Annotated in this window: 24 protein-coding genes and 4 riboswitches; of the genes, 5 read left to right on the forward strand and 19 right to left on the reverse strand. The window is 29.1% G+C overall.

Annotated elements, in window-relative coordinates; translation table 11 throughout:
- Nucleotides 1-120: 120 nt before the first annotated feature.
- The 3 genes from I4V63_RS02865 to metA form a co-directional block, all read right to left on the reverse strand.
- Nucleotides 121-783, reverse strand: a complete 663-nt coding sequence (locus I4V63_RS02865; protein ID WP_195999796.1) for a GIY-YIG nuclease family protein — start codon at nucleotides 781-783, stop codon at nucleotides 121-123.
- Nucleotides 784-905: 122 nt separating this feature from the next.
- A complete protein-coding gene (nrdD, locus tag I4V63_RS02870; protein ID WP_347707715.1) occupies nucleotides 906-2,120 on the reverse strand; it encodes an anaerobic ribonucleoside-triphosphate reductase in 1,215 nt (404 codons plus the stop codon).
- 390 nt (nucleotides 2,121-2,510) lie between these two features.
- Nucleotides 2,511-3,425 carry a homoserine O-succinyltransferase gene (metA, locus tag I4V63_RS02875; protein WP_195999797.1) on the reverse strand — a complete coding sequence of 305 codons (915 nt, stop codon included), beginning with the start codon at nucleotides 3,423-3,425 and terminating at the stop codon, nucleotides 2,511-2,513.
- A gap of 126 nt (nucleotides 3,426-3,551) precedes the next feature.
- Nucleotides 3,552-3,654, forward strand: a riboswitch (purine riboswitch).
- A 35-nt stretch (nucleotides 3,655-3,689) separates the two neighbouring features.
- Here metA and ade point away from each other — a divergent pair.
- Nucleotides 3,690-5,429, forward strand: coding sequence for an adenine deaminase (gene ade, locus I4V63_RS02880; protein WP_195999798.1), 1,740 nt, complete (start codon nucleotides 3,690-3,692; stop codon nucleotides 5,427-5,429).
- Nucleotides 5,430-5,477: 48 nt separating this feature from the next.
- Nucleotides 5,478-5,972 carry a DedA family protein gene (locus I4V63_RS02885; RefSeq protein WP_195999799.1) on the forward strand — a complete coding sequence of 165 codons (495 nt, stop codon included), beginning with the start codon at nucleotides 5,478-5,480 and terminating at the stop codon, nucleotides 5,970-5,972.
- A 75-nt stretch (nucleotides 5,973-6,047) separates the two neighbouring features.
- Here I4V63_RS02885 and yidA read toward each other — a convergent pair whose 3' ends face one another.
- The 3 genes from yidA to I4V63_RS02900 all read right to left on the reverse strand — a co-directional run bounded on the left by yidA (nucleotide 6,048) and on the right by I4V63_RS02900 (nucleotide 7,605).
- The gene (gene yidA, locus I4V63_RS02890) at nucleotides 6,048-6,851 is read right to left on the reverse strand and encodes a sugar-phosphatase (RefSeq protein WP_195999800.1); all 804 of its coding nucleotides are present in this window, start codon (nucleotides 6,849-6,851) and stop codon (nucleotides 6,048-6,050) included.
- 90 nt (nucleotides 6,852-6,941) lie between these two features.
- Nucleotides 6,942-7,211 (reverse strand): ATP cone domain-containing protein, encoded by a 270-nt coding sequence (locus tag I4V63_RS02895; protein ID WP_195999966.1) that lies wholly within the window; start codon nucleotides 7,209-7,211, stop codon nucleotides 6,942-6,944.
- 112 nt (nucleotides 7,212-7,323) lie between these two features.
- A complete protein-coding gene (locus I4V63_RS02900) occupies nucleotides 7,324-7,605 on the reverse strand; it encodes an ATP cone domain-containing protein (RefSeq protein ID WP_195999801.1) in 282 nt (93 codons plus the stop codon).
- Nucleotides 7,606-7,814: 209 nt separating this feature from the next.
- On the opposite strand from I4V63_RS02900, the gene I4V63_RS02905 reads away from it, so the two are divergent.
- Nucleotides 7,815-8,327 carry a L,D-transpeptidase gene (locus tag I4V63_RS02905; RefSeq protein WP_195999802.1) on the forward strand — a complete coding sequence of 171 codons (513 nt, stop codon included), beginning with the start codon at nucleotides 7,815-7,817 and terminating at the stop codon, nucleotides 8,325-8,327.
- Between the two features lie 115 nt (nucleotides 8,328-8,442).
- Here I4V63_RS02905 and I4V63_RS02910 read toward each other — a convergent pair whose 3' ends face one another.
- The 3 genes from I4V63_RS02910 to I4V63_RS02915 form a co-directional block, all read right to left on the reverse strand.
- Nucleotides 8,443-9,114 carry a peptidylprolyl isomerase gene (locus I4V63_RS02910; protein WP_195999803.1) on the reverse strand — a complete coding sequence of 224 codons (672 nt, stop codon included), beginning with the start codon at nucleotides 9,112-9,114 and terminating at the stop codon, nucleotides 8,443-8,445.
- A gap of 103 nt (nucleotides 9,115-9,217) precedes the next feature.
- Complete coding sequence (locus I4V63_RS15755) at nucleotides 9,218-9,349, reverse strand: clostri-philic family protein (RefSeq protein WP_279325740.1); 132 nt, start codon at nucleotides 9,347-9,349, stop codon at nucleotides 9,218-9,220.
- 154 nt (nucleotides 9,350-9,503) lie between these two features.
- Nucleotides 9,504-9,920: a DUF3785 family protein gene (locus I4V63_RS02915; protein WP_195999804.1), complete on the reverse strand. Its 417-nt coding sequence runs from the start codon at nucleotides 9,918-9,920 to the stop codon at nucleotides 9,504-9,506.
- A 242-nt stretch (nucleotides 9,921-10,162) separates the two neighbouring features.
- On the opposite strand from I4V63_RS02915, the gene I4V63_RS02920 reads away from it, so the two are divergent.
- Together I4V63_RS02920 and I4V63_RS02925 are read left to right on the forward strand one after the other, a co-directional pair.
- Nucleotides 10,163-10,771, forward strand: coding sequence for a hypothetical protein (locus I4V63_RS02920; RefSeq protein ID WP_195999805.1), 609 nt, complete (start codon nucleotides 10,163-10,165; stop codon nucleotides 10,769-10,771).
- Between the two features lie 204 nt (nucleotides 10,772-10,975).
- Nucleotides 10,976-11,473: a ferritin family protein gene (locus I4V63_RS02925; protein ID WP_195999806.1), complete on the forward strand. Its 498-nt coding sequence runs from the start codon at nucleotides 10,976-10,978 to the stop codon at nucleotides 11,471-11,473.
- 89 nt (nucleotides 11,474-11,562) lie between these two features.
- Here I4V63_RS02925 and I4V63_RS02930 read toward each other — a convergent pair whose 3' ends face one another.
- The 10 genes from I4V63_RS02930 to I4V63_RS02975 form a co-directional block, all read right to left on the reverse strand.
- On the reverse strand, nucleotides 11,563-12,864 hold the full coding sequence (locus I4V63_RS02930) for a homoserine dehydrogenase (RefSeq protein ID WP_195999807.1): 1,302 nt from the start codon (nucleotides 12,862-12,864) through the stop codon (nucleotides 11,563-11,565).
- Between the two features lie 306 nt (nucleotides 12,865-13,170).
- Nucleotides 13,171-14,118, reverse strand: coding sequence for an ABC transporter permease (locus I4V63_RS02935; protein WP_195999808.1), 948 nt, complete (start codon nucleotides 14,116-14,118; stop codon nucleotides 13,171-13,173).
- Entirely contained in the window at nucleotides 14,118-15,197 is a 1,080-nt protein-coding gene (locus tag I4V63_RS02940) for an ABC transporter permease (protein WP_347707716.1), read from the reverse strand. The genes I4V63_RS02935 and I4V63_RS02940 overlap by 1 nt, the downstream gene beginning before the upstream one ends.
- A complete protein-coding gene (locus I4V63_RS02945) occupies nucleotides 15,197-16,717 on the reverse strand; it encodes an ABC transporter ATP-binding protein (protein WP_195999809.1) in 1,521 nt (506 codons plus the stop codon). Before I4V63_RS02945 ends, I4V63_RS02940 begins: the two co-directional genes overlap by 1 nt.
- Nucleotides 16,718-17,189: 472 nt before the next feature.
- Entirely contained in the window at nucleotides 17,190-18,272 is a 1,083-nt protein-coding gene (locus I4V63_RS02950; protein WP_195999810.1) for a BMP family ABC transporter substrate-binding protein, read from the reverse strand.
- A gap of 130 nt (nucleotides 18,273-18,402) precedes the next feature.
- A riboswitch (purine riboswitch) is annotated at nucleotides 18,403-18,500 on the reverse strand.
- 234 nt (nucleotides 18,501-18,734) lie between these two features.
- Nucleotides 18,735-19,808: a BMP family ABC transporter substrate-binding protein gene (locus tag I4V63_RS02955; RefSeq protein ID WP_195999811.1), complete on the reverse strand. Its 1,074-nt coding sequence runs from the start codon at nucleotides 19,806-19,808 to the stop codon at nucleotides 18,735-18,737.
- Between the two features lie 120 nt (nucleotides 19,809-19,928).
- A riboswitch (purine riboswitch) is annotated at nucleotides 19,929-20,026 on the reverse strand.
- 207 nt (nucleotides 20,027-20,233) lie between these two features.
- Entirely contained in the window at nucleotides 20,234-21,304 is a 1,071-nt protein-coding gene (locus I4V63_RS02960; RefSeq protein ID WP_195999812.1) for a BMP family ABC transporter substrate-binding protein, read from the reverse strand.
- Between the two features lie 124 nt (nucleotides 21,305-21,428).
- Nucleotides 21,429-21,526: riboswitch (purine riboswitch) on the reverse strand.
- Between the two features lie 201 nt (nucleotides 21,527-21,727).
- Nucleotides 21,728-23,569 carry an asparagine synthase (glutamine-hydrolyzing) gene (gene asnB, locus I4V63_RS02965; RefSeq protein WP_195999813.1) on the reverse strand — a complete coding sequence of 614 codons (1,842 nt, stop codon included), beginning with the start codon at nucleotides 23,567-23,569 and terminating at the stop codon, nucleotides 21,728-21,730.
- 225 nt (nucleotides 23,570-23,794) lie between these two features.
- The gene (locus tag I4V63_RS02970) at nucleotides 23,795-23,893 is read right to left on the reverse strand and encodes a MetS family NSS transporter small subunit (protein WP_195999814.1); all 99 of its coding nucleotides are present in this window, start codon (nucleotides 23,891-23,893) and stop codon (nucleotides 23,795-23,797) included.
- 2 nt (nucleotides 23,894-23,895) lie between these two features.
- Nucleotides 23,896-25,419, reverse strand: coding sequence for a sodium-dependent transporter (locus I4V63_RS02975; protein WP_195999815.1), 1,524 nt, complete (start codon nucleotides 25,417-25,419; stop codon nucleotides 23,896-23,898).
- Between the last annotated feature and the right edge of the window lie 230 nt (nucleotides 25,420-25,649).

The following is a 25,649-nucleotide window of genomic DNA, read 5'->3' on the forward strand; positions in this document are numbered from 1 at the left end:
GCGAGATGTATATTTCTATACTGGTTACTCACTCTGACTATATCTTCAACTAGTGCATTTTTACCACACACTAGAAGCCTTGCACTTCCAAATGATTTAATTCACTTGTACTCTACTCGTTTATTCACTAAAGATTTTCTCTTTAGCTATACTTTCGATAGTCGATTGACCTTCTAAATAATCTTCATAATACTTAAAATTATAGCCTTTATATGGTGATTTAGTTTTGCCTTTACACCTAGTTATTACCATGCAATCTGTTGTTACTCCATGGTATCTCTGTAATTCTTTTATAGAGTTAAAAAATCTTACTTCTCGTCCATCAACTGATATTGATACACATCTCTTTGCTGTAGGAGGCATTTTTCCATACATCCCGTTTCTTGCACCTTTTAATCCACCATTAATACGCATAGGATTTCTATCACCTAATTTACTTTCTCGTATTTTTTTAGAAATCTCTACTTTATTAGGATGGTTACTTAATGTATCTCCACCACATTTACCTTTTGATTCACGAGAATTATATCCATTTGCAACTGAATCATAATAATGAATCCAATAAACTTCCTTCTCATTCAATTCATCCTGATCATATGCATAATCAATTTGCTCAATAGTAAATTGATCTCTTCCATATTTTCTTACTGCTCTATAAAATTTAGTATCATGTTCTTCTTTTTGGTACCCCATATGTCTACTAAAGCGTTGCTTTAAAGTTTCACTAGTTTGCCCTATATAAACTTTGTTATTGACTATACAAGTTATCTTATATATTATCATGAGGACCTCCAAAAATTATTTAGCTTGGCACTGGATTGTCATATCTATATAAGACTTAGATTCCCCAGTTAGCATAATTTTATGCAATCATTTCCTATTGCTACTTTAAAATATAAAGTAAATTACACACCCATTTTTAATGGTTCACAAGGTTTTATATGGGCAATAGTTTTACCCATAGGAGGGAAAGTATTTCCTTCATAATTTTCTCTCATTATCTTAGCACTTTGATAATCTGGTACTAATCTTTTAGCTGTACATTTAGCTGCAAGTTTAGTTATATAATCATATTTACCACCTTCAAGACAATTGTGTTCATCTAATAAGTACACTAACTTAGGGAATGCTTCTCCAATTTCTTGACCTTTGTAATTTTTCATTCCTTCAAGTCTTTGCCTTATCATTTCTTCACAAATCATCGCCATCTCTTCTTCATAAGGATGACCCTCTTCTATCTCCAGGTAAATAGTACTAAATGGAGCTTGACCATTTGTGGTTTGTAATGTAGATAATTGATATCTTATCGTTTGAACTCCATCTTTAAGTTCCTTCATTTTTGCATCTTTAGCTAACTTTGTAGCAAGAACTTCATCATTAAGCATTTCCATATAGTGTTTATATGCTTTTTCTTCTGTAACCTTAAGATATTTAGCTAAATGCTTAATTGTTATACTTTGCCCACCATATTGATTAGATGAAACTTGAGCTATTATTTGTGTTGCAACTGTACATGCAGTCCCAAAACTCTTTGGCTCTTCAACTAATTTTTCATTTATTACTGTACTGTTCGTAAACATATCTTCTAAGTTTATTAAACAACAGTTAAACATTGGTGATATGGTATAATCCATATCATGCCAGTGAATTGCTCCTTCATCATGTGCTTGCACTATATGAGCCGGAATTAACTTTCTTCTAGCAATATCCTTGGATACTTCTCCTGCAATTAAATCTCTTTGAGTTGCAGAAACGACAGGATTCTTGTTAGAATTTTCTTTCATTACATCTTCATTCTTCTTACTTAATAGCTCTAATATACTATCATCTGTAGTATTAGTATTTCTCTTAAACTCTTGTACAGCTCTATAACCTTCATATGCTCTTGCAGTTTCAGCTTGTCCGTAATGAACTAATCTATCATATACATAATCTTCTATTTTGTATATTGTAGCTATTTCATCTTGCTTACTAAAATATTTTTCAGCATCATTTGCTATTAATCTTGCAATATCACCTAAAAATATTCCACTACCATTTTTCATAGATTTACAAATTGCTTCTCTAATTTTACTCTTATCGAACTCTACTGTACTTCCGTCCCTTTTAATTACTTTCAACAATACCACTCCCTAAACTTAAGTATATTTAAATTATGTAACATGTTATTATAAAAAAATCACATAAAAAAAATAGTGCTTACATTAATACTTCTTCTCTTAAATACACAACATATTGTACTATCTTTTTAATTCAAATACAATATATAGTTGTTGCTATATTTAAAGATTTTTTGTATTTATACTTATAAGCACTTTAATTTTCTCGTTATTTTATAGGTTCCTTAATTAACCTTATTTACTTTTTTATTCATTCCTTAAACAACATTTTTTCATTATACTACATATTTTTTTATAAAACACGACTTGAAATTTATCTTAAGATATGCTTTTTGAAAATAAAACTTTTTCAATTTTAAGCTCATATTCTTTGTTCCCTACTGTTTAGAATTATAATTTTTCCAAATCATATGGAGTATTTTGATAAACACAGTAATTAAGCCAATTACTAAATACTATATTAGCACTACCTCTCCAAGTAACCATTGGTCTAAGTGATGTATCATCATTTGGAAAATAGTTTCTTGGAATTTCAATATCTAAGCCTTTATTAAAATCTCTAAAATATTCATCACTTAAAGTATTTCTCTCATACTCTAAATGCCCTGTAATAAAGACTTGTCTCCTACTTTTATTTGCTACAATAAAAATACCTGCATCATTTGACTCAGATAATATTTCTAATTCAGATATTTTTTCTATATCTTCTCTTTTCACCTCTGTATGTCTAGAATGAGGTGCATAAAACACATCATCTAAACCTCTTGTAAGGTCAGTATTTTTATTATTTATATAATGTTCAAAAACACCAAACATTTTCTTTTCTAATTGATACTTAGGAATACCATAATGATAATTTAATCCTGCTTGAGCCCCCCAACAAATATGTAGAGTAGAAAATACATTACTCTTGCTCCATTCCATTATTTCCTTTAATTCTTCCCAATACATTACATCTTCAAATTCTAGTTGCTCAACTGGTGCCCCTGTTATTACTAATCCATCAAACCTCTCGTCTTTTATATCATTAAAAAAACTGTAAAACTTCTCCATATGTTCAAGAGATGTATGAGTAGATCTATAACTTTCAGTTTGCAATAGTTTAATTTCTACTTGAAGTGGTGTATTAGATAAATACCTAAGTAATTGATTTTCTGTTTGAATCTTTTTAGGCATTAAATTTAAAATTGCGATTTTTAATGGTCTAATATCTTGCTTCCCAGCTCTCTCATTATTCATTACAAATATATTTTCATCAGATAAAACCTTAAATGCAGGTAAATCCCTTGGAATTTTTATTGGCATAGCCTCCCCCCTTACATACATATTAAATCATATTTTTACCAATTTTAGAATATTTATTATTAATATTAATCTTTGTCGATTTCTAATTTCCACAATTTTTCCTTTTCCATAAAAAAATTATAATCATATATTTGTAAAAATAACTTTCGTATAAGCCTAAAAATATGGTTTGGGCGTTTCTACTATATCACCGTAAATGATATTAACTATGAAATAAAATCCACGAAGGTTAATGTATTATTATTAGAAAAGGTGGATTAATTAATGAATAAACAAATTCTTATTGATAATATTAAAGCAGCTAATAAGGATATTCCCTCTGATTTAGTTATTAAAAACATTTCTGTAGTTGATGTATTTCAATGCAACTCCTTTATTTGCGATGTAGCTATAAAAAATGGATATATTGTTGGTCTTGGTGAATATTCTGGGAAAGAAGAAATTGATGGAACTGGCAAATTTATTTGTCCAGGTTTAATTGATTCTCACGCTCACATAGAATCATCTATGCTTACTCCTAGTGAATATTGTAAAACTGTACTATTACATGGAGTAACTTCGTTGATAGCAGATCCTCATGAGATAGCAAATGTTATTGGGCAAGCAGGAATTGAATTTATGATTAATTCCTCAACAAATCTTCCATTTGATTTTTATTTTATGCTTCCTTCTTGTGTTCCTTCTACACCCTTTGAAAATTCTGGTGCAATATTAGATAGTAAAGACTTAAAAACTTTCTATAACGAATCAAAAGTTTTAGGCTTAGCTGAAGTTATGGATTATCCCTCTGTATCAAATTGCAATGATGATATGATTAATAAACTTTTTGATGCAATTTCAAATAATAGTATTATTGATGGACATGGTGCCGGATTAAATTCACATTCAGTTAATGTTTATTCTACAGCAAATATAAAAACAGACCATGAATGTGCTACCTATGAAGAATTAGTTGATAGAGTACGACGTGGAATTTATGTACTTATGAGAGAAGGAACTGTTGCTAAAAACTTAAATGATTTAATAAAGGGTGCCTCAATTTTTAATAGTAGGCGGCTTTGCTTATGTACTGATGATAAGCATATTGATGATTTATCTAAAAATGGTAGTATAGATACCTCTATTAAAATGTGTATTAAAAATGGACTTGCTCCTGAAATTGCAATTCAAATGGCCACATTAAATGCAGCTGAATGTTACAATTTAAAAAATAAGGGTGCCATAGCTCCTTCATATATTGCAGATCTTATTATCCTTGATAATTTAGAAGAGTTTAAAATTAATTCTGTTTATAAAAGTGGTAAATTAATAGTAAGTAATACTAAATTAATTGCTGATATTGCTAATTCATACTCAGCTCCACCATTAAATAATTCAATTAATTTACCTAAACTAACAAAAGATAGCTTTAAAATTGATATAAAAAATAAGTCTTTCTTAAATATTATAGAATTAATACCAAATAAATTAGAAAGCAACCATTTAAAGATTAATATAAAAGACTTAAACCTTAAAGAGGAATTCACAAGCTCTACAACAAAAGATAATTTATTAAAAATTGCAGTTATAGAGCGCCATAAAAACACTGGAAATATTGGATTAGGAATTTTAAAGGGTTTAGATTTAAAATATGGTGCAATAGCTACAACTATAGCACATGACTCTCATAATATGATTATTTGTGGAACTAATGATGATGATATGATATATGCAGCAGAAGAACTAAAGAGAATAAATGGTGGAATCATAGTTGTTAAAGATGGAAAAACTCTTGCTTCTGTATCTCTAGAAATAGGTGGCATTATTACTTCTAGATCATGCCAAGAAGTAATATCAGATTTAACTAAGCTTCATGCTGCAGTTAAAATACTAGCACCTACAATTACATTTAATCCATTTTTAACCCTATCATTCTTATCTTTACCTGTTATTCCTCAAATCAAAATAACTGATAAGGGATTATTTGATGTAAGAAACTTCAACTTCATACCTGTTGCAGAATAGTTTTGTGTTATAATATTGTTAGATTTTTGATTTAAGAGGTATAACAAAATGGATATAAAAGAAATGCTTTCAATATTAAATAGCCATAACATATATATTATATTTATAATAATGTTTTTAGAAGCATTGAATTTAACTGGTATACCATCAACTATAATATTGCCTTCCATAGGAATTTTAATTAGTTTAAATAATTTGAGCATCATAAAAATATTACTTTTAACTATTTGCGCATCTATTTTAGGAAATATTGTTTTTTATTTTATATCTTATAAGTTTGGTAGTAAAATATATGATTATCTTTATAATAAATTTCCTAAATTACAAAAAAGTTTCGATAAGGCAATGAATATGTCTAATAAATATGGAGCTAAGATTTGTTTGTTTGGCCGCTTAATCCCGTCCATAAGAAGTTGGGTTTCACTTGTGGCTGGTATATTTAAAGTAAAACTAAGGGAGTTCCTTTTATATTCTTCAATAGGAATTTTCATTTGGGATATAATACTTATTTTAGTTGGCTATCTAATACCAATAAACTACTAATTAATGCTAAAGGACTTGTCCTAACTAAGGGCAAGTCCTTCTTTTATTATTTATTAAAGTTCTTTTTACTACCTATTAAAGAACAAACTTTTCTATAGCCTTAGCAACTCCATCATTTTCATTTGAATCAGTAATGTAATTTGCTACTTCCTTTACCTCAGCAAATGCATTATCCATTGCTACTCCCATTCCAGCATAAACAATCATATCAAGATCATTTTCAGCATCTCCAAAAGTCATAACTTCTTCTTGCTTAACACCTAAATGCTTAGCTAATAACTCAACACCAGTTCCTTTATTTACTGCTTTATTTAAAAATTCTAAGAAATAAGGCGTACTTCTTACTACTGTATATTTTTCATATACTTCCTTTGGTAAATTATCTACTGCCCTTTGTAATACTTCAGGCTCATCAATCATCATTACCTTTACTATACTATGATCATCTTCAATTTCAGAAAAATCATTAATTCCTATATTGATACCATTTATATTGGCTTCAACTTCTGTATATTTACTGTTTTTTGGAGTTATTAATCCATATACTTCAGAAAAAGCATGAATATTAACACCTAACTCCTTACTTAATTTATGTAGATAATGTAAGTCCGAACCATTCAATACTGTTTTTGATATAACTTCTCTAGATTTTGCTTTTAAAACTAATCCACCATTATAACTTAAAACATAATCATTCTCTCCAAGCATATTAAGCTCTTCTAGATATCTTGTAACACCATCAATTGGTCTTCCTGTTGCAATTACAACATTAACACCCTTTTCCTGAGCTTCTCTTATAGCTTTCTTAGTTCTCTCTGAAACAGATTTATCACTTTTAAGTAAAGTTCCATCCATATCTATTGCTATTAATTTATACATAAATTCCTTCACCATTCCTTAATACAAAATTCTGTTTTATTATAACATAAAACAGAATTTTGTACATTGTGTATGTATTATATCAAGCTATTACTTTTTATATCCTATAAATGAATTTATAACATCACCAAATCCATCTCTATCTAACACACTAATAACTACCCCTGTTATTTCATAACTTGAAGTGCTATCATTTTCTCTTCTAATTTTTTTTATTCTATCAATAACATCTTCTATAATTATTTTTATATCAGATTCATTTAATAGTGCCTGGTTATCTCTAGTTGCATTTAGTATACTATTTGTAATTTTATTAGCATCAAATGATTGAATACTTCCATCCTTTTTAATTACTTTTATTACTTACACCTCCTCATAACTTATTATTCACAAAAAAATAAGTTGCAAATCATAAAACCCCTAATATAATAGTACTTTATAATTTACAACCTCTTGTTTTATTATATTTTTATTATTTACAAAACTTCTCTTTATATCCCAAATAAGAAGTTGCTATATCCTTAAATCCATATTTCTTAAGAGACTCAATAATTACTGCAAAAACTTCATAAGTTGATGTAAATCCTTTTTCTCCTCTTATACTATTTATTATCTTTACTACTCTATTACTAATAACTTTCAAATCTGCCTCATTTATAATAATGTTACTATCAATAGATGCACCTAATATACTGCTTCTAACCTTACTAATATCAAAACTTTGAATTCTACCATCTTTTTTAATTACTTTCATTGTAAATACACCCCCGTATTAAAATTATACACTATCACAAAAGCAATTTAAACGATTTCACATTTTTTTCACACTTAATCTTACTATTTATTTACATTTTTTATTACACTAATTAACCCACTACCTTAAATAATTATTTTTTTTTGTATTTAACATTTATTTATCATTTTCGTAAAATATACTATAAAATATTCTTTGGAGTAATTTTTATGAGTTTTATCACTAAACTTAAAAACTTTTATCACCTTACTGGTTATGGTATTAATCTTTTATCATATTCCTTAAGAAATTCAACTTCTTATGAAAATGATGCTTACAACTTCATTAATAATACTACTCTCTCTAGTAAAACTAAATACTTAATTTGGGTAGATACTTCTAACTTTAAAACAAATATATTTAAAGGAAGTATAAACAATTGGACCTTAATTGATTCTTATATATGCACTATTGGAAAACCTACTGAACCTACTATAAAAGGAATTTTCTATGCAGGCCCTAAAGGATATTCATTTGGTGAGGCAAGAGGTTTTCGCTGTTTATATTACACTCAAATAAAGGATAATTATTTATTTCATTCCATTCCCTATAATTTAGATGGAAGTATTAGAGACCCTAGACTTGGTATGCAATTAACAGACGGTTGTGTTCGCTTATCAACTAAAGATGCAAAATGGATTTATGATAATATTCCATCAGGTAGCACTATCTATATAACTTAGTATTATTATATGATGTACTCAAAAATATTTTCTTATTTTATTTCAATACAAAAAGAACTATATAGAAAATAGTAATTTTCTGCATAGTTCTTTATTAATTATATGTAAATAAATTTTATTCTTCTATTTTTACAGGTTTAGAATATTCAATTCCTTTTGTATCGACTCTTATTTCTTCAATAATAACATCTGTTAATGGCTTATCATTAGAATCTGTCTTCACTGAATTTATAGTGTTGATAATATCTAACCCTTCAGTAACTTTACCAAATGCTGCATATTGTCCATTTAAATGTGTTGCTTCGTCTGCCATAATAAAGAATTGGCTTCCTGCTGAATCAGGATCATTTGCTCTAGCCATAGATAAAACACCTTCTGTATGAGCTAAGTCATTATACTCATATCCATTTTTAGTAAATTCTCCCTTGATTGAATACCCTGGTCCACCAGTACCATTTCCTTCTGGGCATCCTCCTTGTATCATAAATCCTTTTATTATCCTATAGAAAGTTAATCCATCATAAAAACCTGAATTTGCTAATGAAATAAAATTATTCACTGTATTTGGTGCCTTATCAGGATATAATTCAGCTACAACAGTTCCATAATCCTTAATTTTTATTGTCGCTGTAGGTAACTCCTCTGGAGCTTCTACCTTTTGATTCCAAGTTTCATCACTTTTATTTTCTTCTTTAGACAAAGTATTATTTGAAGCACATCCTACAAGTCCAATTACTGCAGCACTTATGCCTATTAATACAACTCCAACTTTTAAAATCTTATTCATAAACCCACTCCCTAAAGTTTTAATATTTTTATAATATCAAAAAAGAACTCAGCTATCAAGCTGAGTTTCAATTCAAAACTTATGTTACTTCAATCAAAATTAATTAAAGATTTTCTCCATCAAAACTTTTATATTGACTAGGATTTTTATCATTACCTACATTATTTTGATCTTGGTGAAGCTTTTGTCTTCTTTGCCCTTTTTGATACTTTTTATCCTTTATCTTATCACTCATTAAAAACACACTCCCTTCAGCATTATTTTTTCACAAAAGGTCGTATATAATACACTTTATTTAGTGATAAGTATCAATTAATAAAGTTAGAATTTAAATATAATTTTTAAAATTATATTTTCAAAAATTATATGCTTAACTTAAACTGCATTATCTATACTTCAAACTCTTCTATCTCTATTGAGTAACTTCCACAATGCCTACAAACATTGATTATTACTATATAACTTTCATTAACTTTTCCACTTTTTTGTAATCTATTAAAGCTCATTCCTTCATATTCTCTATCTAATGTACTAACAACATAGTTTCTATCTTTTGCATATATGTAAAAATTAAATCCTAAAAAATCAAAAAACTTCTTTTTTTCTTCTACCCCTGTTTTACAATTTTCACATGGTAAATCAAAATATGCTTTTGAAAAGTCAACTTTATCACTATTATTTAAAATTTCTATTATTCTTTCCTCATTAACATCCACAATTGGATTAACTTCGTCATTTACGAAGTACTCTAAATTCTCTTCATTTAGTATATATTCTTTTTCGTCGTATTTAAATTTAAATTCCATTTAATTAACATCCCTTCAATTGTATTATAATCAATATCGTATTTACACATAATAACATATCAAATTTATTTAATAAAGAGATGAAGCAAAGATAATATAAATTTTGTAAAATAATTATTAACAGTTCTTCAAATATAGTGTAAAATATAAAATAAGTCTTTCACAATTTAGAACAATAATTAACATTAAATTTACTAGAAATTTTTTAGTAAATAACTACTTATTTAAAGGCGGGGGTTATTTTGAACAATAAACACATATATATAGTATTTTCTAGAACTGGTACTACACTTTCCAATATAATTGCACTTTTTACTCAAAAGGAATACTCTCATGTTTCACTTTCACTAGATGCTTCATTTACTCAGATGTTTTCTTTTGGGCGTAAAATACCTTCAAAAGTTTTACCGGCCGGATTAGTTGAAGAAAATCTTTATGCTGGTGTTTTTGCAATGTACCCTAAAAGTAAGTGTTTAGTATATAAAGTTGATGTTACAGATGAACAGTTAACATATTTAAAAAATTCAATAGATAATTTCTTTAAGAATAAAGATGATTATAAATATAGCGTTCTTGGTATAGTAACTGCATATTTTAATAGACCTATTAAAAGAGAAAATTATTATTTCTGCTCTCAATTCGTATCAGAGTTACTTATTAATAGTGGTATATATAAAACAGACAAGCTTCCTGAAGTAATTAAACCTATGGACTTGTTAGAAATTCCAAATAAAACTTTTGTATATGAAGGATTTATAAGTGAAGAAAATTATCAAAACTATCTTGAAAATGACTACTCATTATTTAAATCTGAAATATTATCAAAAGCTATTTCAAGATTAATTCCGTAAATTTAATTAATATATAAATTGTTATGATTGATAAAAAAATAAAGTCTGAACTTAGGCTTTATTTTTTATACTATTTCTATTTTAATCTATTAAGTATTCTTCATTTTCCCCTCTACATTTTATGTTTACTACTTAATTAACACAAATCATCATTTAATCTCATAATATATAATGTTTAATATATTAAAGTAAGGAGTATTTTAAATGTATTCAGTAGATCTTCCATATCCTGAAGTAAATGTTAAAGATAAAAACCCTCAATATATTGATTTAATTTTACAAAATTACGCAAGTTCTACTTCCGAATTTGATGCAATTGCACAGTATACTTATCACCAAATATCTTATGTATATAAAAATGTTGAGGTTTCCCAAACACTCCAGGGAATATCAATTGTAGAAATGCATCACTTAGAATTGCTTGGTAGAATATTAGTGCAACTCGGCAGTGATCCTGGCTACTGGATTGATAATCACAAAAGAAATTATTGGTCTGCCAAACTTGTTGATTATAATTTACCTTCATTAAAATATGCCTTAACTGTAGACATTAATGATGAAAAAGATGCAATTAAACAATATAAAGAGACAATAACAAAAATTAAAGATGAAAATATAAATGACATTATTAAAAGAATAATATTAGATGAAGAATTTCATATTCAATTATTGTTGGGACTTTATAAAAAGTACGTTGAATAATAAATTTACTTGTGGTTCTACTTAAATTACCTAATAAAGACTCCTTCAAAGGTTATTTCTATACCTTTGAAGGAGCCTTTTTATAACTTTTAATTAAAATCTTCTATTCTTATTATATTTTCAACATCTTTAACAGTTCTTAAATCATATAATTTATCTATCGAATCCTTTATTAAATATTCCTTAGTCTTATGAGTAATTAAAACTAAAGTTACTTCAACATTTTCATCCTTTTTTCTTCCCTTTTGAATAACAGATTTTAAACTTACTCTATTTGCTCCAAATATTGTAGTTATCTGCCCAAGAACACCTGGCTTATCATCCACAGTAACTCTAATATAATATCGGCTTTCTACTTCACTAATATCCTTTATCTTCTTTTCCCATAAGTTATTTCTTATAACTGGATTATCATTAGCTGTATCAATATTTCCTCTTAAAATAGAAATAATATCACTAACTACAGCACTACCTGTTGGCAAATCTCCAGCACCCCTACCATAAAACATTAAATCTCCAACAGCGTTACCATTAATAAAAATTGCATTAAATGAATCATATACATTTGCTAATGGATGTGTTTCAGGAATCATTGTAGGATGAACTCTAAGCTCAAGTTTTCCATTATCATCTTTTGCAATTGCTAATAGCTTTATAGACATTCCAAAATCACTTGCATACTTCATATCTATAGGTTTTATTTTTGTTATTCCTTCTCTATATACATCATTAACCTTCACCTTTGTTCCAAAAGCTAATGAAGCTAATATAGCAAGCTTATATTGTGCATCATATCCGTCGATATCTGAGGTTGGATCTGCTTCAGCATATCCCTTTTCTTTAGCTTCTTCTAGTACTTCATCAAAATCTAAATTTTCTAATTCCATTTTACTTAGAATGTAATTAGTTGTACCATTTACAATCCCAAATAATTCATTAATTTTATTAGCTGTAAGATTTTCATTTATTCCATTAATAATAGGAATTCCTCCGGCTACGCTTGCTTCATATTGGAACATAATTCCCATCTCTTCAGCCTTCTCAAATACTTCATCCCCTGTTGTAGCAAGTAGCATTTTATTTGCAGTTACTATATGCTTTTTAGCTTCCATAGCTCTCAACATATATTCTTTAGCTGGATCTATTCCCCCCATAACTTCTACCACTATTTTTATAGAGTCATCATTTAATATTTCCTCAAAATCAGTAGTTAATACTTGTTCAGGAACAGCTACACCTCTATTTTTAGTAACATCTCGTACTAATACTTTAGATACCTCAATTTCATATCCTGATCTCTTCATTATCTCTTCTTTGTTTTGTTGTAGGATTGTAAATACACCTCTACCCACATTTCCTAATCCTAGCAAGGCTATTTTTACTTTTTTCATTAAGTAATCCCCCTTTATTTTATATCCCCAATTTATTTTATAGCTTGTCATTATTAACAATTCATCTTTTAAATATTAAATTGCTATACTAGACAACTCTTAGCTGCTGACTTCTTATTTTAGTCAAATTTAAAATTTTCACTTTAATCAGAAGTCAATTTGTATGTATTATAAATTAAAATTAATCATAATACATTAATTATAATACATTTCTTTAATTTTCCATATATTATTTTTTATAATTTTTTATAAAAATAATTTAAAATAAAAAGGAACTGAAAATCAGTTCCTTTTTTAAAAGTAAATTTATCTCTTACTTGCATCAAATATTTCACCAGCAGCCTTTGGTGCTTGTGAAGATCTTGAGAATATAATTAATGCAATTAATGTAACTATATAAGGGAATACCTTTAAAACAACTAATGGTATATTAGATAACTCTGGTATTACTTGCGCAACATTTGCTAATGTTGATGCAAATCCGAAGAAGAATGTTGATGCTAATATTCCTAAAGGTCTCCATTGTCCAAATATTAATGCTGCTAATGAAAGGAATCCTAATCCAGCAACACTACCATTAAACTCACCTGAATATGTTACTAATATAATGCATCCACCTAAAGCAGCTAATGCACCTGATATTATAACACCCATATATCTAGTTCTCATTACATTGATACCAGCTGCTTGAGAAGCTTGTGGGTTTTCTCCACAAGATCTTAATCTTAATCCAAATGAAGTTTTATATAATAAGAATGCACTTATCATTAATATTGCTAATACTAACCATGTTGTAGCATAAGTTTTTGTAAAGAATAATGGCCCTATTACAGGAATGTCTTTTAATACTGGAATACTTTTTGGTAAAAAACCTAAAGTTATTCTTATATTACCACTACCAGTAATATTTCTTGCTAAGAATACAGTTAATGCTCCAGCCATCATATTAATAGCTGTACCACTTATAACTTGGTCTGCATTTAAATTAATACTTGCAAATGCGTGTAAAAGTGAGAATAAAGCTCCAACTATTGCAGCAACTAAAAGTCCTATCCATAACGCTCCATTAACACCTGCTGCTTGAAGTTTTGATATTGTTAATGCTCCAGCAAAAGAACCTACTATCATAAATCCGTCTAATCCTATATTTACAATACCACTTCTTTCACAATAAAGTGCTCCTAAAGCAGTAATTAGCATAGGTATAGTATACGCTATTGCATAAGGAAAAATTTGTACTATTATATCCCACATTATTTTTCCACCGCCCTTTCACTAGATGTTTTTAATTTCTTGTCATTTCTTTTTTTCTTTATACTCTTAATTACTCTATCCATAACAACACTAGTTGCAGCAAAATAGATAATTGTAGCTATTATTGTATCAGCTAATTCTGGTGGTACTTTAACATTGGCATTCATGAATCCTTTACCAACATATAATACTCCAAAGAATAATGCTGATAATAATACTCCAATTGGAGTGTTATTACCTAATAAGGCAACAGCTATTCCATCAAACCCTTGTGATGGCATTACACCTATTTGAAGTACTGTAGAGTTACCCATATATTGAGCAACACCAGCTAATCCAGCTAGTCCCCCTGCTATCATCATAGATATAACTATATTTCTATTTACAGGCATACCAGCATATTCAGCTCCAAACTTATTGTATCCAACTGCCTTTAATTCATATCCTAAAACAGTCTTATTTAAAAGGAACCAAACAACTAATACTGAAATTAATGCTAGGAATATTCCATAATTTATGTATGATCCACCTAATATGTTAGATAACCAATCGGCCTTTAAAGTTGCTGTATCTGCTAATCTAGCTGATTCTGTTTCAGTAGTTCCTTTTAAATGTAGTGGAACCATATAATAAACTATCCAATATGCAGTCCAGTTCATCATGATTGCAGAAACAACTTCATTAACGTTAAATAATGCTTTTAAAGCTCCAGGTACAGCTGCCCAAATTGCTCCAGCTAATATACCGCATATAATCATTAATGGTAATAATATAGGTGATGGTAAATCAACTAATAACCCTATTGCAGTTACAGTAAAACCACCAGCTAACATTTGACCTGGAGTACCTATGTTAAATAATCCAGTTTTGTTAGCAAATGCAAAAGATAACCCTGTAAGAATTAAAGGTGTCGCAGTTGCAATTGAGTTTCCTATTCTTTGAGGATTCATAAGTCCACCCTTAAATAGATATGTATAACCATCTATTGGGTTAAATCCCATTGCTAGCATTAATAAAAATCCTGCAAGTAATCCTAAAACTACTGCCATTAAAGATTTTAATAATTGATTCTTATGCACTAAGCTTCCTCCTTCTTTATGCCGGCCATCATTAAACCAACTTCATTTTCATTTGTTTCACTAGCATTAACTATACCTACTAATTCACCATTGTTAACAACAGCTATTCTGTCAGATACATTTAAAACTTCATCTAATTCAAGAGATACTAATAAAACAGCTTTTCCTAAATCTCTTTGTTCAACTAATCTTTTATGAATATATTCTATTGAACCAACATCTAGCCCTCTTGTTGGTTGAACAGCAATTAAAAAGTCTGGATTAGATTCTATTTCACGTCCAATTACACCTTTTTGTTGGTTACCACCTGATAAAGATCTTGCAATAGATTTTCCACCTTCTCCTGATCTAACATCAAATGTTTCTATAATTTTTTGTGCATATTCGCTAATCTTTGATCTATTAATTAAACCTTTATTAGAAAATGGCTTCTTTTTATAAGCTTTAAGCACCATATTATCTTCCATTGTATAATCAAGGATTAATCCTCTTTTATGTCTATCTTCTGGAATATGTGCCATACCATCATCTATTCTCTCACGTATTGAATCTTTTATTATATTTCTTCCTTTAAATATGATATTACCTGACTCAACACTTCTCATACCAGTTAAAGCTTCAACTAATTCAGTTTGTCCATTACCTTCAACACCGGCAATACCAACAATTTCTCCAGCTCTAATATCTAATGAGAAGTTCTTTAATCCAAGTACTTTTTTATTGTTATTAACGCAAAGGTCTTCTATTTTAACAACTATATCTTTTGGCTTTGCTTCATTCTTTTCAACTTTAAATGCTACTTCTCTACCAACCATCATTTTAGCCATATCAGCTTCTGTAGTATCTTCTACATTAACTGTTCCTATGTATTTACCTCTTCTAATAACTGTACATCTATTAGCTGCTTCCTTGATTTCTTTTAATTTATGAGTAATTAAGATAATAGACTTACCTTCTTTAGTCATATTTTTCATAATTGAAATTAATTCATCAATTTCACTTGGAGTTAATACTGCCGTTGGTTCATCGAATATTAACACATTTGCATTTCTGTAAAGCATTTTTAATATTTCAACTCTTTGTTGCATTCCAACAGAAATATTTTCTATTTTTGCATAAGGATCAACATTTAATCCATATTGCTTAGATAATTCTTCAATTTTTTTTGCTGCTGTTTTAATATCTACAGTTAATCCCTTTCTAGGTTCACATCCTAAAATTATATTTTCTGTAACTGTAAAATTATCTACTAATTTAAAATGTTGATGAACCATTCCGATTCCTAAATCATTTGCTACATTAGGATTAGATATTTTTACTTCTTTTCCCCTAACTTTTATACAACCTCTATCTGGCTTGTACATACCAAATAACATTCCCATTAATGTCGACTTACCAGCACCATTTTCACCTAAAAGAGCATGAATTTCTCCTTGCTTTAGCTGCAGGGTAATATTATCATTTGCTACTATCCCTGGAAATTCTTTACGGATATTTAGCATCTCAACTACATATTCCATGGATATCCTCCTCTAAAAAAATATTTTATGAACATATATTGTTAATTAATTTATGCATATTATAAGTTAATATACTTACAAAATAATCACATAATTATATACGAACTTCATTTTAAGTATAATTTATATATTTCGTATTTTCAACATTTTTTTCACTCATTTTTTATAAATAATGTACTATATTAATTATTTTTACATATTATTATTAAAACACCCATAATAAAACGATATATCGGCCATTAACCCTGCAATTTCAACACATTCTTTGTATGTTCATTTACATTTTTTTCCTTAATATTCAATTGTTTTTTGTCTGTTTTAAAGATAAAATGTAATTTTTTTACTATATTCTAGCTTGATGAATACTCTTTTTCTAATTAGTATATACTATTAATTCTTTGGCTTAAATTTTACACATAAAAGGAGCTATGTAAATTTCTTTAACATAGCTCCATTTAATCATAATTGTATATTATAACTCTGTTTTAACTTCTATTTGACCATTCTTAATTGCATCTAATACTTCATTAACTTTAGTAACTGTATCATCATTTAAGTTTGGATTTTCTGCTGGTATACCAACACCATCATTTTCAGCATTGAAAGTTAATACTTGTCCACCCGGGAATTCATCATTTAATTGTGCTTCAATCATTTGATAAGCTGCTTCATCAATCTTCTTAATAGCTGAAGTTAAGATTACAGATTTACTTCCTTCATACATACCATCAGCATATTGATCTGAGTCAACACCTATAACCCATACTTCTTCACCATTAACAACTCTTGTCTTAGCTTCTGTTATAACACCAGTTCCAACTCCACCAGCCGCAGCAAATATTGCTTTAACTCCGTTATCATACATTTGAGCTGCTAATTGTTGTCCTAAAGCTGTATCAACGAATGACCCTGAATAAACTATATTTTCAGCCTTTAAAGTAACACTTGATCCATAATGTTCGTTTGCATAAGCAACTCCTTGTTGGAATCCATAGTTAAACTTTTGAACTGCTGGTATTTCCATACCACCGATAAATCCTAAATCACCAGTTTGTAATTCAACAGCTGCTGCAACCCCTGCTGCAAATCCACTTTGTTCTTCAGCAAAGTATATTGCAACTGTGTTATCTCCTACAACATAGCTATCATTACCATCGTTTGGCTCACCATCAATTATAACAAATTTTGCATCTTCATATTGTGTTTGAGCTTTATATATAGCTGTTTCAAATTTGTAACCTGGAGTTACAATAAATTTATATCCTGCATCATATAGATTTTGTATTTCTGTTAAATAGTTAGCTTCAGTTTCTCCACCTGGTTGCATATAATTCTTTTCAATTCCAAGACTTTTTTCAGCCTCAATTATACCTTCCCAAGTTCCTTGGTTAAATGACTTATCATCAATTGTTCCTGAATCTGTAACCATACCAACCTTTAATGTTGTTTCTCCTGAATTCCCTGCGCTTCCTGAATTACTGTCGTTGCTTCCGCATCCAACTAATCCAGTTACCATTAATGCTGAAAGCGTTAATGCAATAATCTTCTTTTTCATAAATACTCTCCTCCTAAATGCTGATTTTTTAGTCTGCTCAAGATACTTACTCCATATTTTTATCAAAAAAAACGTATTAATTTCCAAAGTGAAATTAATACGTAGTAACTCTTTTATCTTCTTATAGAGTTCATATATCAAGCTCACTCATAGTCGGAACTTTTTGGCTTCCGGTAGAAACATCCCACCATATCTGGGACTTATATGAGTCGTTTCATTATCCGTTTTTTATTATAATTTATATATTTTTCATTGTCAATATTAGTTTTTTCTTCTATATTTTTTTGTTTTTTTAATTTTTTGTGTATTTTTTTATCAAAACATATCTTAATTTAATTTTATCTCTTTTTTAATTTTTAGTATTTATGTAACTTAACTAAAAATACTTCTAATTATATTTATTAATATAAAAAAAATAACTATGTTAAGTATATTAACATAGTTATTTTTCCTATATGAATATTATAATTCGCTTTTAACTTCTATTTCACCTGATTTGATAGCGCCTAATACTTCGTTTACTTTAGTTACTGTTTCATCCTTTAAATTTGGATTTTCTTCTGGAATACCTACTGCATCATTTTTAGCATCAAATATTAATGATTGTCCACCTGGGAATTCATTATTCAATTCAGCTTCTATCATTTTATAAGATGCTACATTAACTTTCTTAATAGCTGAAGTTAAAATTACTGATTTATTTCCTTCATAAATACCATCAGTATATTGATCTGAATCAACACCAATAATCCATGCTTCTTCACCATTAACTGCTCTTGTTTTAGCTTCTGTTATAGCACCCATACCAGTTCCACCAGCTGCAGTAAATATTACTTTAACACCTCTATCGTACATTTGAGCTGCTAATTGTTGACCTAAAGCTAAATCAGTAAATGAACCTGAGTAAACAATATTTTCAGCCTTTAAACTAACATTTGTTCCAAGGTTTTCATTTGCATAAGCTACACCTTGTTGGAATCCAAAGTTAAATTTCTTAACTGATGAAGATTCCATACCACCTATAAATCCAAAGTCACCATTTTGTAATTCAATTGCTGCTGCAACACCTGCTACAAATCCACCCTCATGTTCAGCAAATTGTATTGCAACTGTATTATCTGCTACAACATAGTTTCCATCTTCATCCATAGGCGCTCCATCAAGTATAACAAATTTTGCATCTTCGTATCTATTTTGAGCCTTATATATAGCTGTTTCAAGTTTAAAACCAGGGCCTACTATAAATCTATAACCTGAATCATAAAGATTTTGAATTTCTGTTAAATAATCAGCTTCTGTTTCTCCAGAAGGCTTTAAGTAATTTTTTTCAATTCCTAACTCTTCTTCTGCTTCTATTATTCCTTCCCAAGTACCTTGATTGAATGATTTATCATCAATTGTACCTGAATCAGTAATCATACCAACTTTTAGCATTTCTTCTCCAGAATTTGATGAATTATCATTGTTACTTCCGCATCCAACTAATCCTGTTACCATTAGTGCTGAAAGTACTAATGCAATAACCTTTTTCTTCATTTGTACACTCCTCCTGAATACTCATATTAAAAATACATTTAATTAATCCGTATAAAAAAGACGCATCATTTCCAAAGTGAAAATAATGCACCTTAACCCTATTAATATTCGTATCGAGTTCCAAGTACTAATTTCACTCATAGTCGGAAATTTACGGCTTCCGGTAGAAACACCCCACCACATTTGAGATTTATATGAGTTTGTTTTATTGTTCGTGTCCTATTATATTTAATATTTTTTCCTCTGTCAATATTATTTATCTATTTTATTGTTATTGCTTTATTATATCAAAACAGCATATTACCACTTATATATTTTCTTATATAGATAATTATAAAATTAAACTATATTATACATATATCTTTATACTCATAATATTAAAAAGGACTATGTATTATTAACATAGTCCTAGTTTTATATCAATACTATAATTCAGTTTTAACTTCTATTTCATCTGCTTTAATAGCATTTATTACTTCATTAACTTTTGTGATTGTATCTTCACTTAAGTTTGGATTTTCACTTGGAATACCAACTGCATCATTTTTAGCATCGAATGTTAATACTTGGCCACCTGGGAATTCACCATTCATTTCATCTGCTATTATTTGACAAGTTGCTTCATCAACCTTTTTAATAGCTGATGTTAATACTACTGATTTATTACCTTCGTATACTCCATCATCATATTGATCTGAATCAACACCTATAACCCATGCTTCTTCGCCATTAACAACTCTTGTTTTAGCTTCTGTAATTACACCTATATTAACTCCAGCAGCGGCTGTGAAAATTGCTTTAACTCCGTTATCATACATTTGAGCTGATAATTGTTGTCCTAAAGCTGCATCTGAGAATGACCCTGAGTAAACTATATTTTCAGCTTTTAAACTAACATTTGTTCCATAGTGTTCGTTAGCATATGCTACACCTTGTTGGAATCCATAGTTAAACTTTTTAACTGATGGTATTTCCATTCCACCAATAAATCCAAAGTCACCATCTTGTAATTGAACTGCTGCTGCAACACCTGCTATAAATCCACTTTGTTCTTCAGCAAAGTATATTGCAACTGCGTTATCTGCTACAAGATAGTTATCATTACCATCGTTTGGTTCTCCATCAATTAAAACAAATTTTGCATCTTCATATTGAGTTTGAGCCTTGTATATAGCTGTCTCAAACTTGTAGCCTGGTGTTACTATAAACTTATAACCTGAATCATAAAGATTTTGGATTTCTGTTAAATAACTTGATTCTGATTCTCCATTAGGTTGCATAAAAGTTTTTTCAATATCAAACTTCTCTGCTGCTGCTCCAATTCCTTCCCACGTACCTTGGTTAAACGATTTATCGTCAATCGTACCAGTGTCAGTAACCATACCAACCTTTAACGCTCCTTCTTCTGATTTTGATGCGTTGTTATCACTTCCACAACCAACTAATCCTGTTACCATCAGTGCTGAAAGTACTAATGCCATAACTTTTTTCTTCATAAGTAGACTCCTCCTAAGTGCTCATTCTTTTGTATGATTATGATATTGTTCTATATTCAAAAATCAATAAATCACTATAGCGAAATTAATACACTATAATTCATACATGATTCGTATAGAGTTAATATATATAAAATTCACTCATAGCTTAAAATTTAAGGTTTTCAGTAAAAACATCCCACCATATTAGAAATTTATATGATTGCTTTTTTTATTCGCGTTTCATTATAAATTATCTAATTTTCTTTGTCAATATATGTTTTATTTTTAATAAATTTAAACTATTCTTTATATTTATTTTTTCTTTGCCTTAACTTAAGACTATTTAAATCCTCTACTTATAGCTAATAAATGGGAATATTACAACTAAAAATAGTTCTAATATTCCCATTTATTAGCTTTTCTACACCATAAGCATTTTAGCTATATTAGTATATTAACATTATATTCTCTTAACCACATATCTACTTGAATTAAATATGCTATCATTTGTGGTCCTGTCATTAGTTGTCCATACCAAGGTGTTTTATATGATTTCCCTTGGGTATCTACTATTTCTTGCACCTTTTCTTTGTCTATTATTTCTAATATAGGTGAAGTTTTATCTTCTAAGATTTCATTCATCATCTTACAAACAATCTCAGTATATATTGGATTGTGTGTCTTAGGATATGGACTCTTTTTTCTAAATATTATTTCTTCAGGTAATATTCCAACAAGTGCTTTTCTTAATAAGCCTTTTTCTCTTCCATCTAATAACTTAACTTCTGGTGGTAAATTAAAAGCATAATTTACTATTCTATAATCAGCAAAAGGCACTCTAACCTCAAGGCTATTATACATACTCACTCTATCTTTTCTGTTTAATAAATTTACCATGAACCATTTTAAATTCAAATAGAATAACTCTCTCATTCTATAAGTTCTTTTATCTTCATTATCTAAATGCGGTACTTCTTTTAATGTTTTTAAATATTCTTCATTAGTAAGCTCTTCAATTTTTAAATTTTGAAGATTCTTATTTAATACTGTCTTTCTTTCTCCAACAGATCTTGACCATGGGAAAGTATTTGCATATATCATTTCATCATGTGTAAACCATGGATATCCTGCAAATAACTCATCTGCACATTCACCTGATAGCCCAACTACAAAATCCTTTCTAATTTCCTTACAAAATAGTAATAATGATGAATCCACATCTGCCATACCTGGTAGATCACGCGCAATAGTTGCTTCTTTCAATGCTTTTGCTAAATCTTCATGCTTTAAAACAACGGTTCTATGATCACTATTTATTTCTTTTGCCATAAACTCTGCAAAGTGTTGATCTGATGTTGGTTGAAATAAAGATGCTTTAAAATATTTATCATTACCTTCATAATCAATTGAATAAGTTGTTAATTGCTTACCTCTATTCTTAAATTCTTCTGCAGCAATTGCTGAAATTGCAGATGAATCTAATCCCCCTGACAAAAAAGTACATACTGGCACATCGCCTACTAATTGTCTTTTTATAGCATCAACCAATAAAGACCTTACGTGTTCAATTGATTCATCTACAGTTTCATTTAATTCTTCTGCTTTAACCTTAAAATATTCCCAACTCTTAATATTTCCCTTTGTAATTAACATACAATTTGCTGGAGCTATTTCTTTTATTCCTTTATATACTGCACTTCCTGGTGCTACTGATGGTCCTAATGCAAAAAGCTCTGTTAATCCGTCTCTATCAACTTCTGCTTTTACTTCAGGATGTGCTAATACAGTTTTTATTTCGGAACCAAATATTATTTCACTTCCCTTGATTGAATAAAATAAAGGTTTAACCCCCATTGGATCCCTTGCTAAAAATACTTGATTTTTATCCTCATCATAAATAGCAAACGCAAATATTCCGTTTAATTTATTAATAGCATCTATTCCCCAAGCAATATATGCTGTTAATAATACTTCAGTATCTGAATATGCATCAAATGTATAATTTTCACTTAATAGTTCCTTTCTCAAATCTTCTGTATTATAAAGTTCACCATTATAAACAATAACATACTTTTTACCACCTACAATTTTTATCATAGGTTGTTTTCCACCCTCAGGATCTACAACTATTAATCTTCTGTGTCCTAACAAAACATTTTTCGAATAATATTCTCCTTCACTATCTGGTCCTCTTTTCTCCAATGTCTTAACCATTTTAGTTAGAGTATTTCTCATTTCTTGTATATTTCTATTGAAGTCTACCATACCAGCAATTCCACACATATAATTTCACCTTCTCATTAAATTCATATTATAGAATATGACGAAGCCTGTCTAAAAGTGCATTGTCCATTATTCATTGTGTAAGTGCCAAAAACTAAAATATTATATTCTTCGTCACTTATACGCAAAATCCTAAATTATCTCACAAATCAGAAAAAGGAATCGCTTTTGCGATTCCTTTTTCTTTACTAAATGTATATTATTAAATTGGGATTGGCTAATAAATTATTTTTCTTTTTTTATTGAGATTACTAAGGTAGTAATTAGTCCACCCCATAATACAATTGCTCCAATAGCAAAGTAAGTTATTGCTGTTGCTGTCATAATTAAACTACCTCCTTTTCCGTCTCTTCTTCATCCTTAAAATCCTCTATTGCTTTATTATTCCATGGTCTTCTTGAGAATAATAATGCGCCTATAATACCTAAACCAATAACTGACCATCCATATGCAAATAATTCTGGTAAATTATATCCGCCATAAGGTGCTTTTAATTCAGTTACGAAGTTACTTACTAACATTATTGCTAACATTGTTGGTGTTACAAATTTAATAGTGAAATCCCACCACTTACCGATTCTAAAGTAAGATGTTTTATTTGTATGTTCTCTTATAACTGAAGGCTTTATTATCCAACCAATAACAATTGCTTCTAATAATCCAACAACTACTATTCCATAACAATTAACGAAGTTATCCATAATATCTAATATATATAATCCAGCACCTGATGCAAATGTAGCACTTACCACTGCACCTATTAATGCTATTCCAGAAACTACTTTTTTACGTTCCCAACCAGTTTTGTCTATTACTGCAGATGAAACTGCTTCTACTAAAGATACACAAGAAGTTAACCCTGCAAATACTAAACAAGCAAAGAATAAACATCCTAATATTGTTCCCCATGTTCCCATAACAGTAAATACTTTTGGGAAAACTATAAATGCTAATCCAATACCACTTGATACAACTTCTTCAATTCCAACCCCTTGACTTGTTGCCATAAATCCTAAAATTGCAAAAACCCCTATAGCACATAAGAATTCAAATCCACAGTTTGCAAATCCAGTCATAAAAGCACTATTATTTATATCTGTCTTTTTAGGTAAATAACTTGAATATGTCATCATAATACCCATAGCTAAACTTAATGAATAAAATACTTGTCCATATGCAGCTATCCAAACCTTAGGTTCCATTACCTTGCTCCAATCTGGAGTAAATAATTTATTTAAACCTAATGTAGCACCTTCTAAAGTTACACCTCTAATTACTATTATTACCATTATAGCTACTAATGTAGGTAGTAATACTTTATTTAATTTTTCTATACCACCTTTAACACCCCTATAGCATATAAACCAACTTATTGCCCAAACTAATAAAATACCAATTAATACAGGCCATATTACTGAACCAAATTGAAATGGTGATTCAGTAAGCTTTAAGAAATCATCATAGAAATAAGTATTTGGATCGCTTCCCCATCCTTTATTAAAGCTTAATGTAAAATACTTCATAGCCCAACTTAAAATCATAGAATAATATCCAAGTATGAAGAAAGCAGTTATGCTTGGCCACCATCCAAGCCATTCCCACTTTTTATTTCCTCTTGCCATTGCTAATGGAGTTGACCCTCTAAACTTATGCCCCATTCCATATTCTAAAATTAATAGAGGAATTCCTGCTGTAAATATAGCAAAGAAATATGGAACTAAAAATGCTCCTCCTCCATTTTCATATACTAAATACGGAAATCTCCATATATTTCCTAAACCTACTGCCGATCCTACTGCAGCTAAAATAAAACCTAATTTCGTTCCCCACTGGTCTCTTTTGTTATCCATATCATTTCCCCCTTTTGGTATATTTTATTTTTCCGAAATTACTCTTGTATTAATGTTATATCATTTTGATATTTTTTTCAATATTTTTGTGAAAATCTATCAATATTTATCTAATTTCACTTAACAAATTATCAAAATTTTCTTCGTTTTATTTTTTTATAAATAAAACATACCCTTAACCCTTGATATTACTAGCCTTATTCAAAAATTATTTTTTACCTAAATTATGG

This window comes from Clostridium sp. 1001271B_151109_B4, assembly GCF_015670405.1.
Taxonomy (GTDB): domain Bacteria; phylum Bacillota; class Clostridia; order Clostridiales; family Clostridiaceae; genus Clostridium.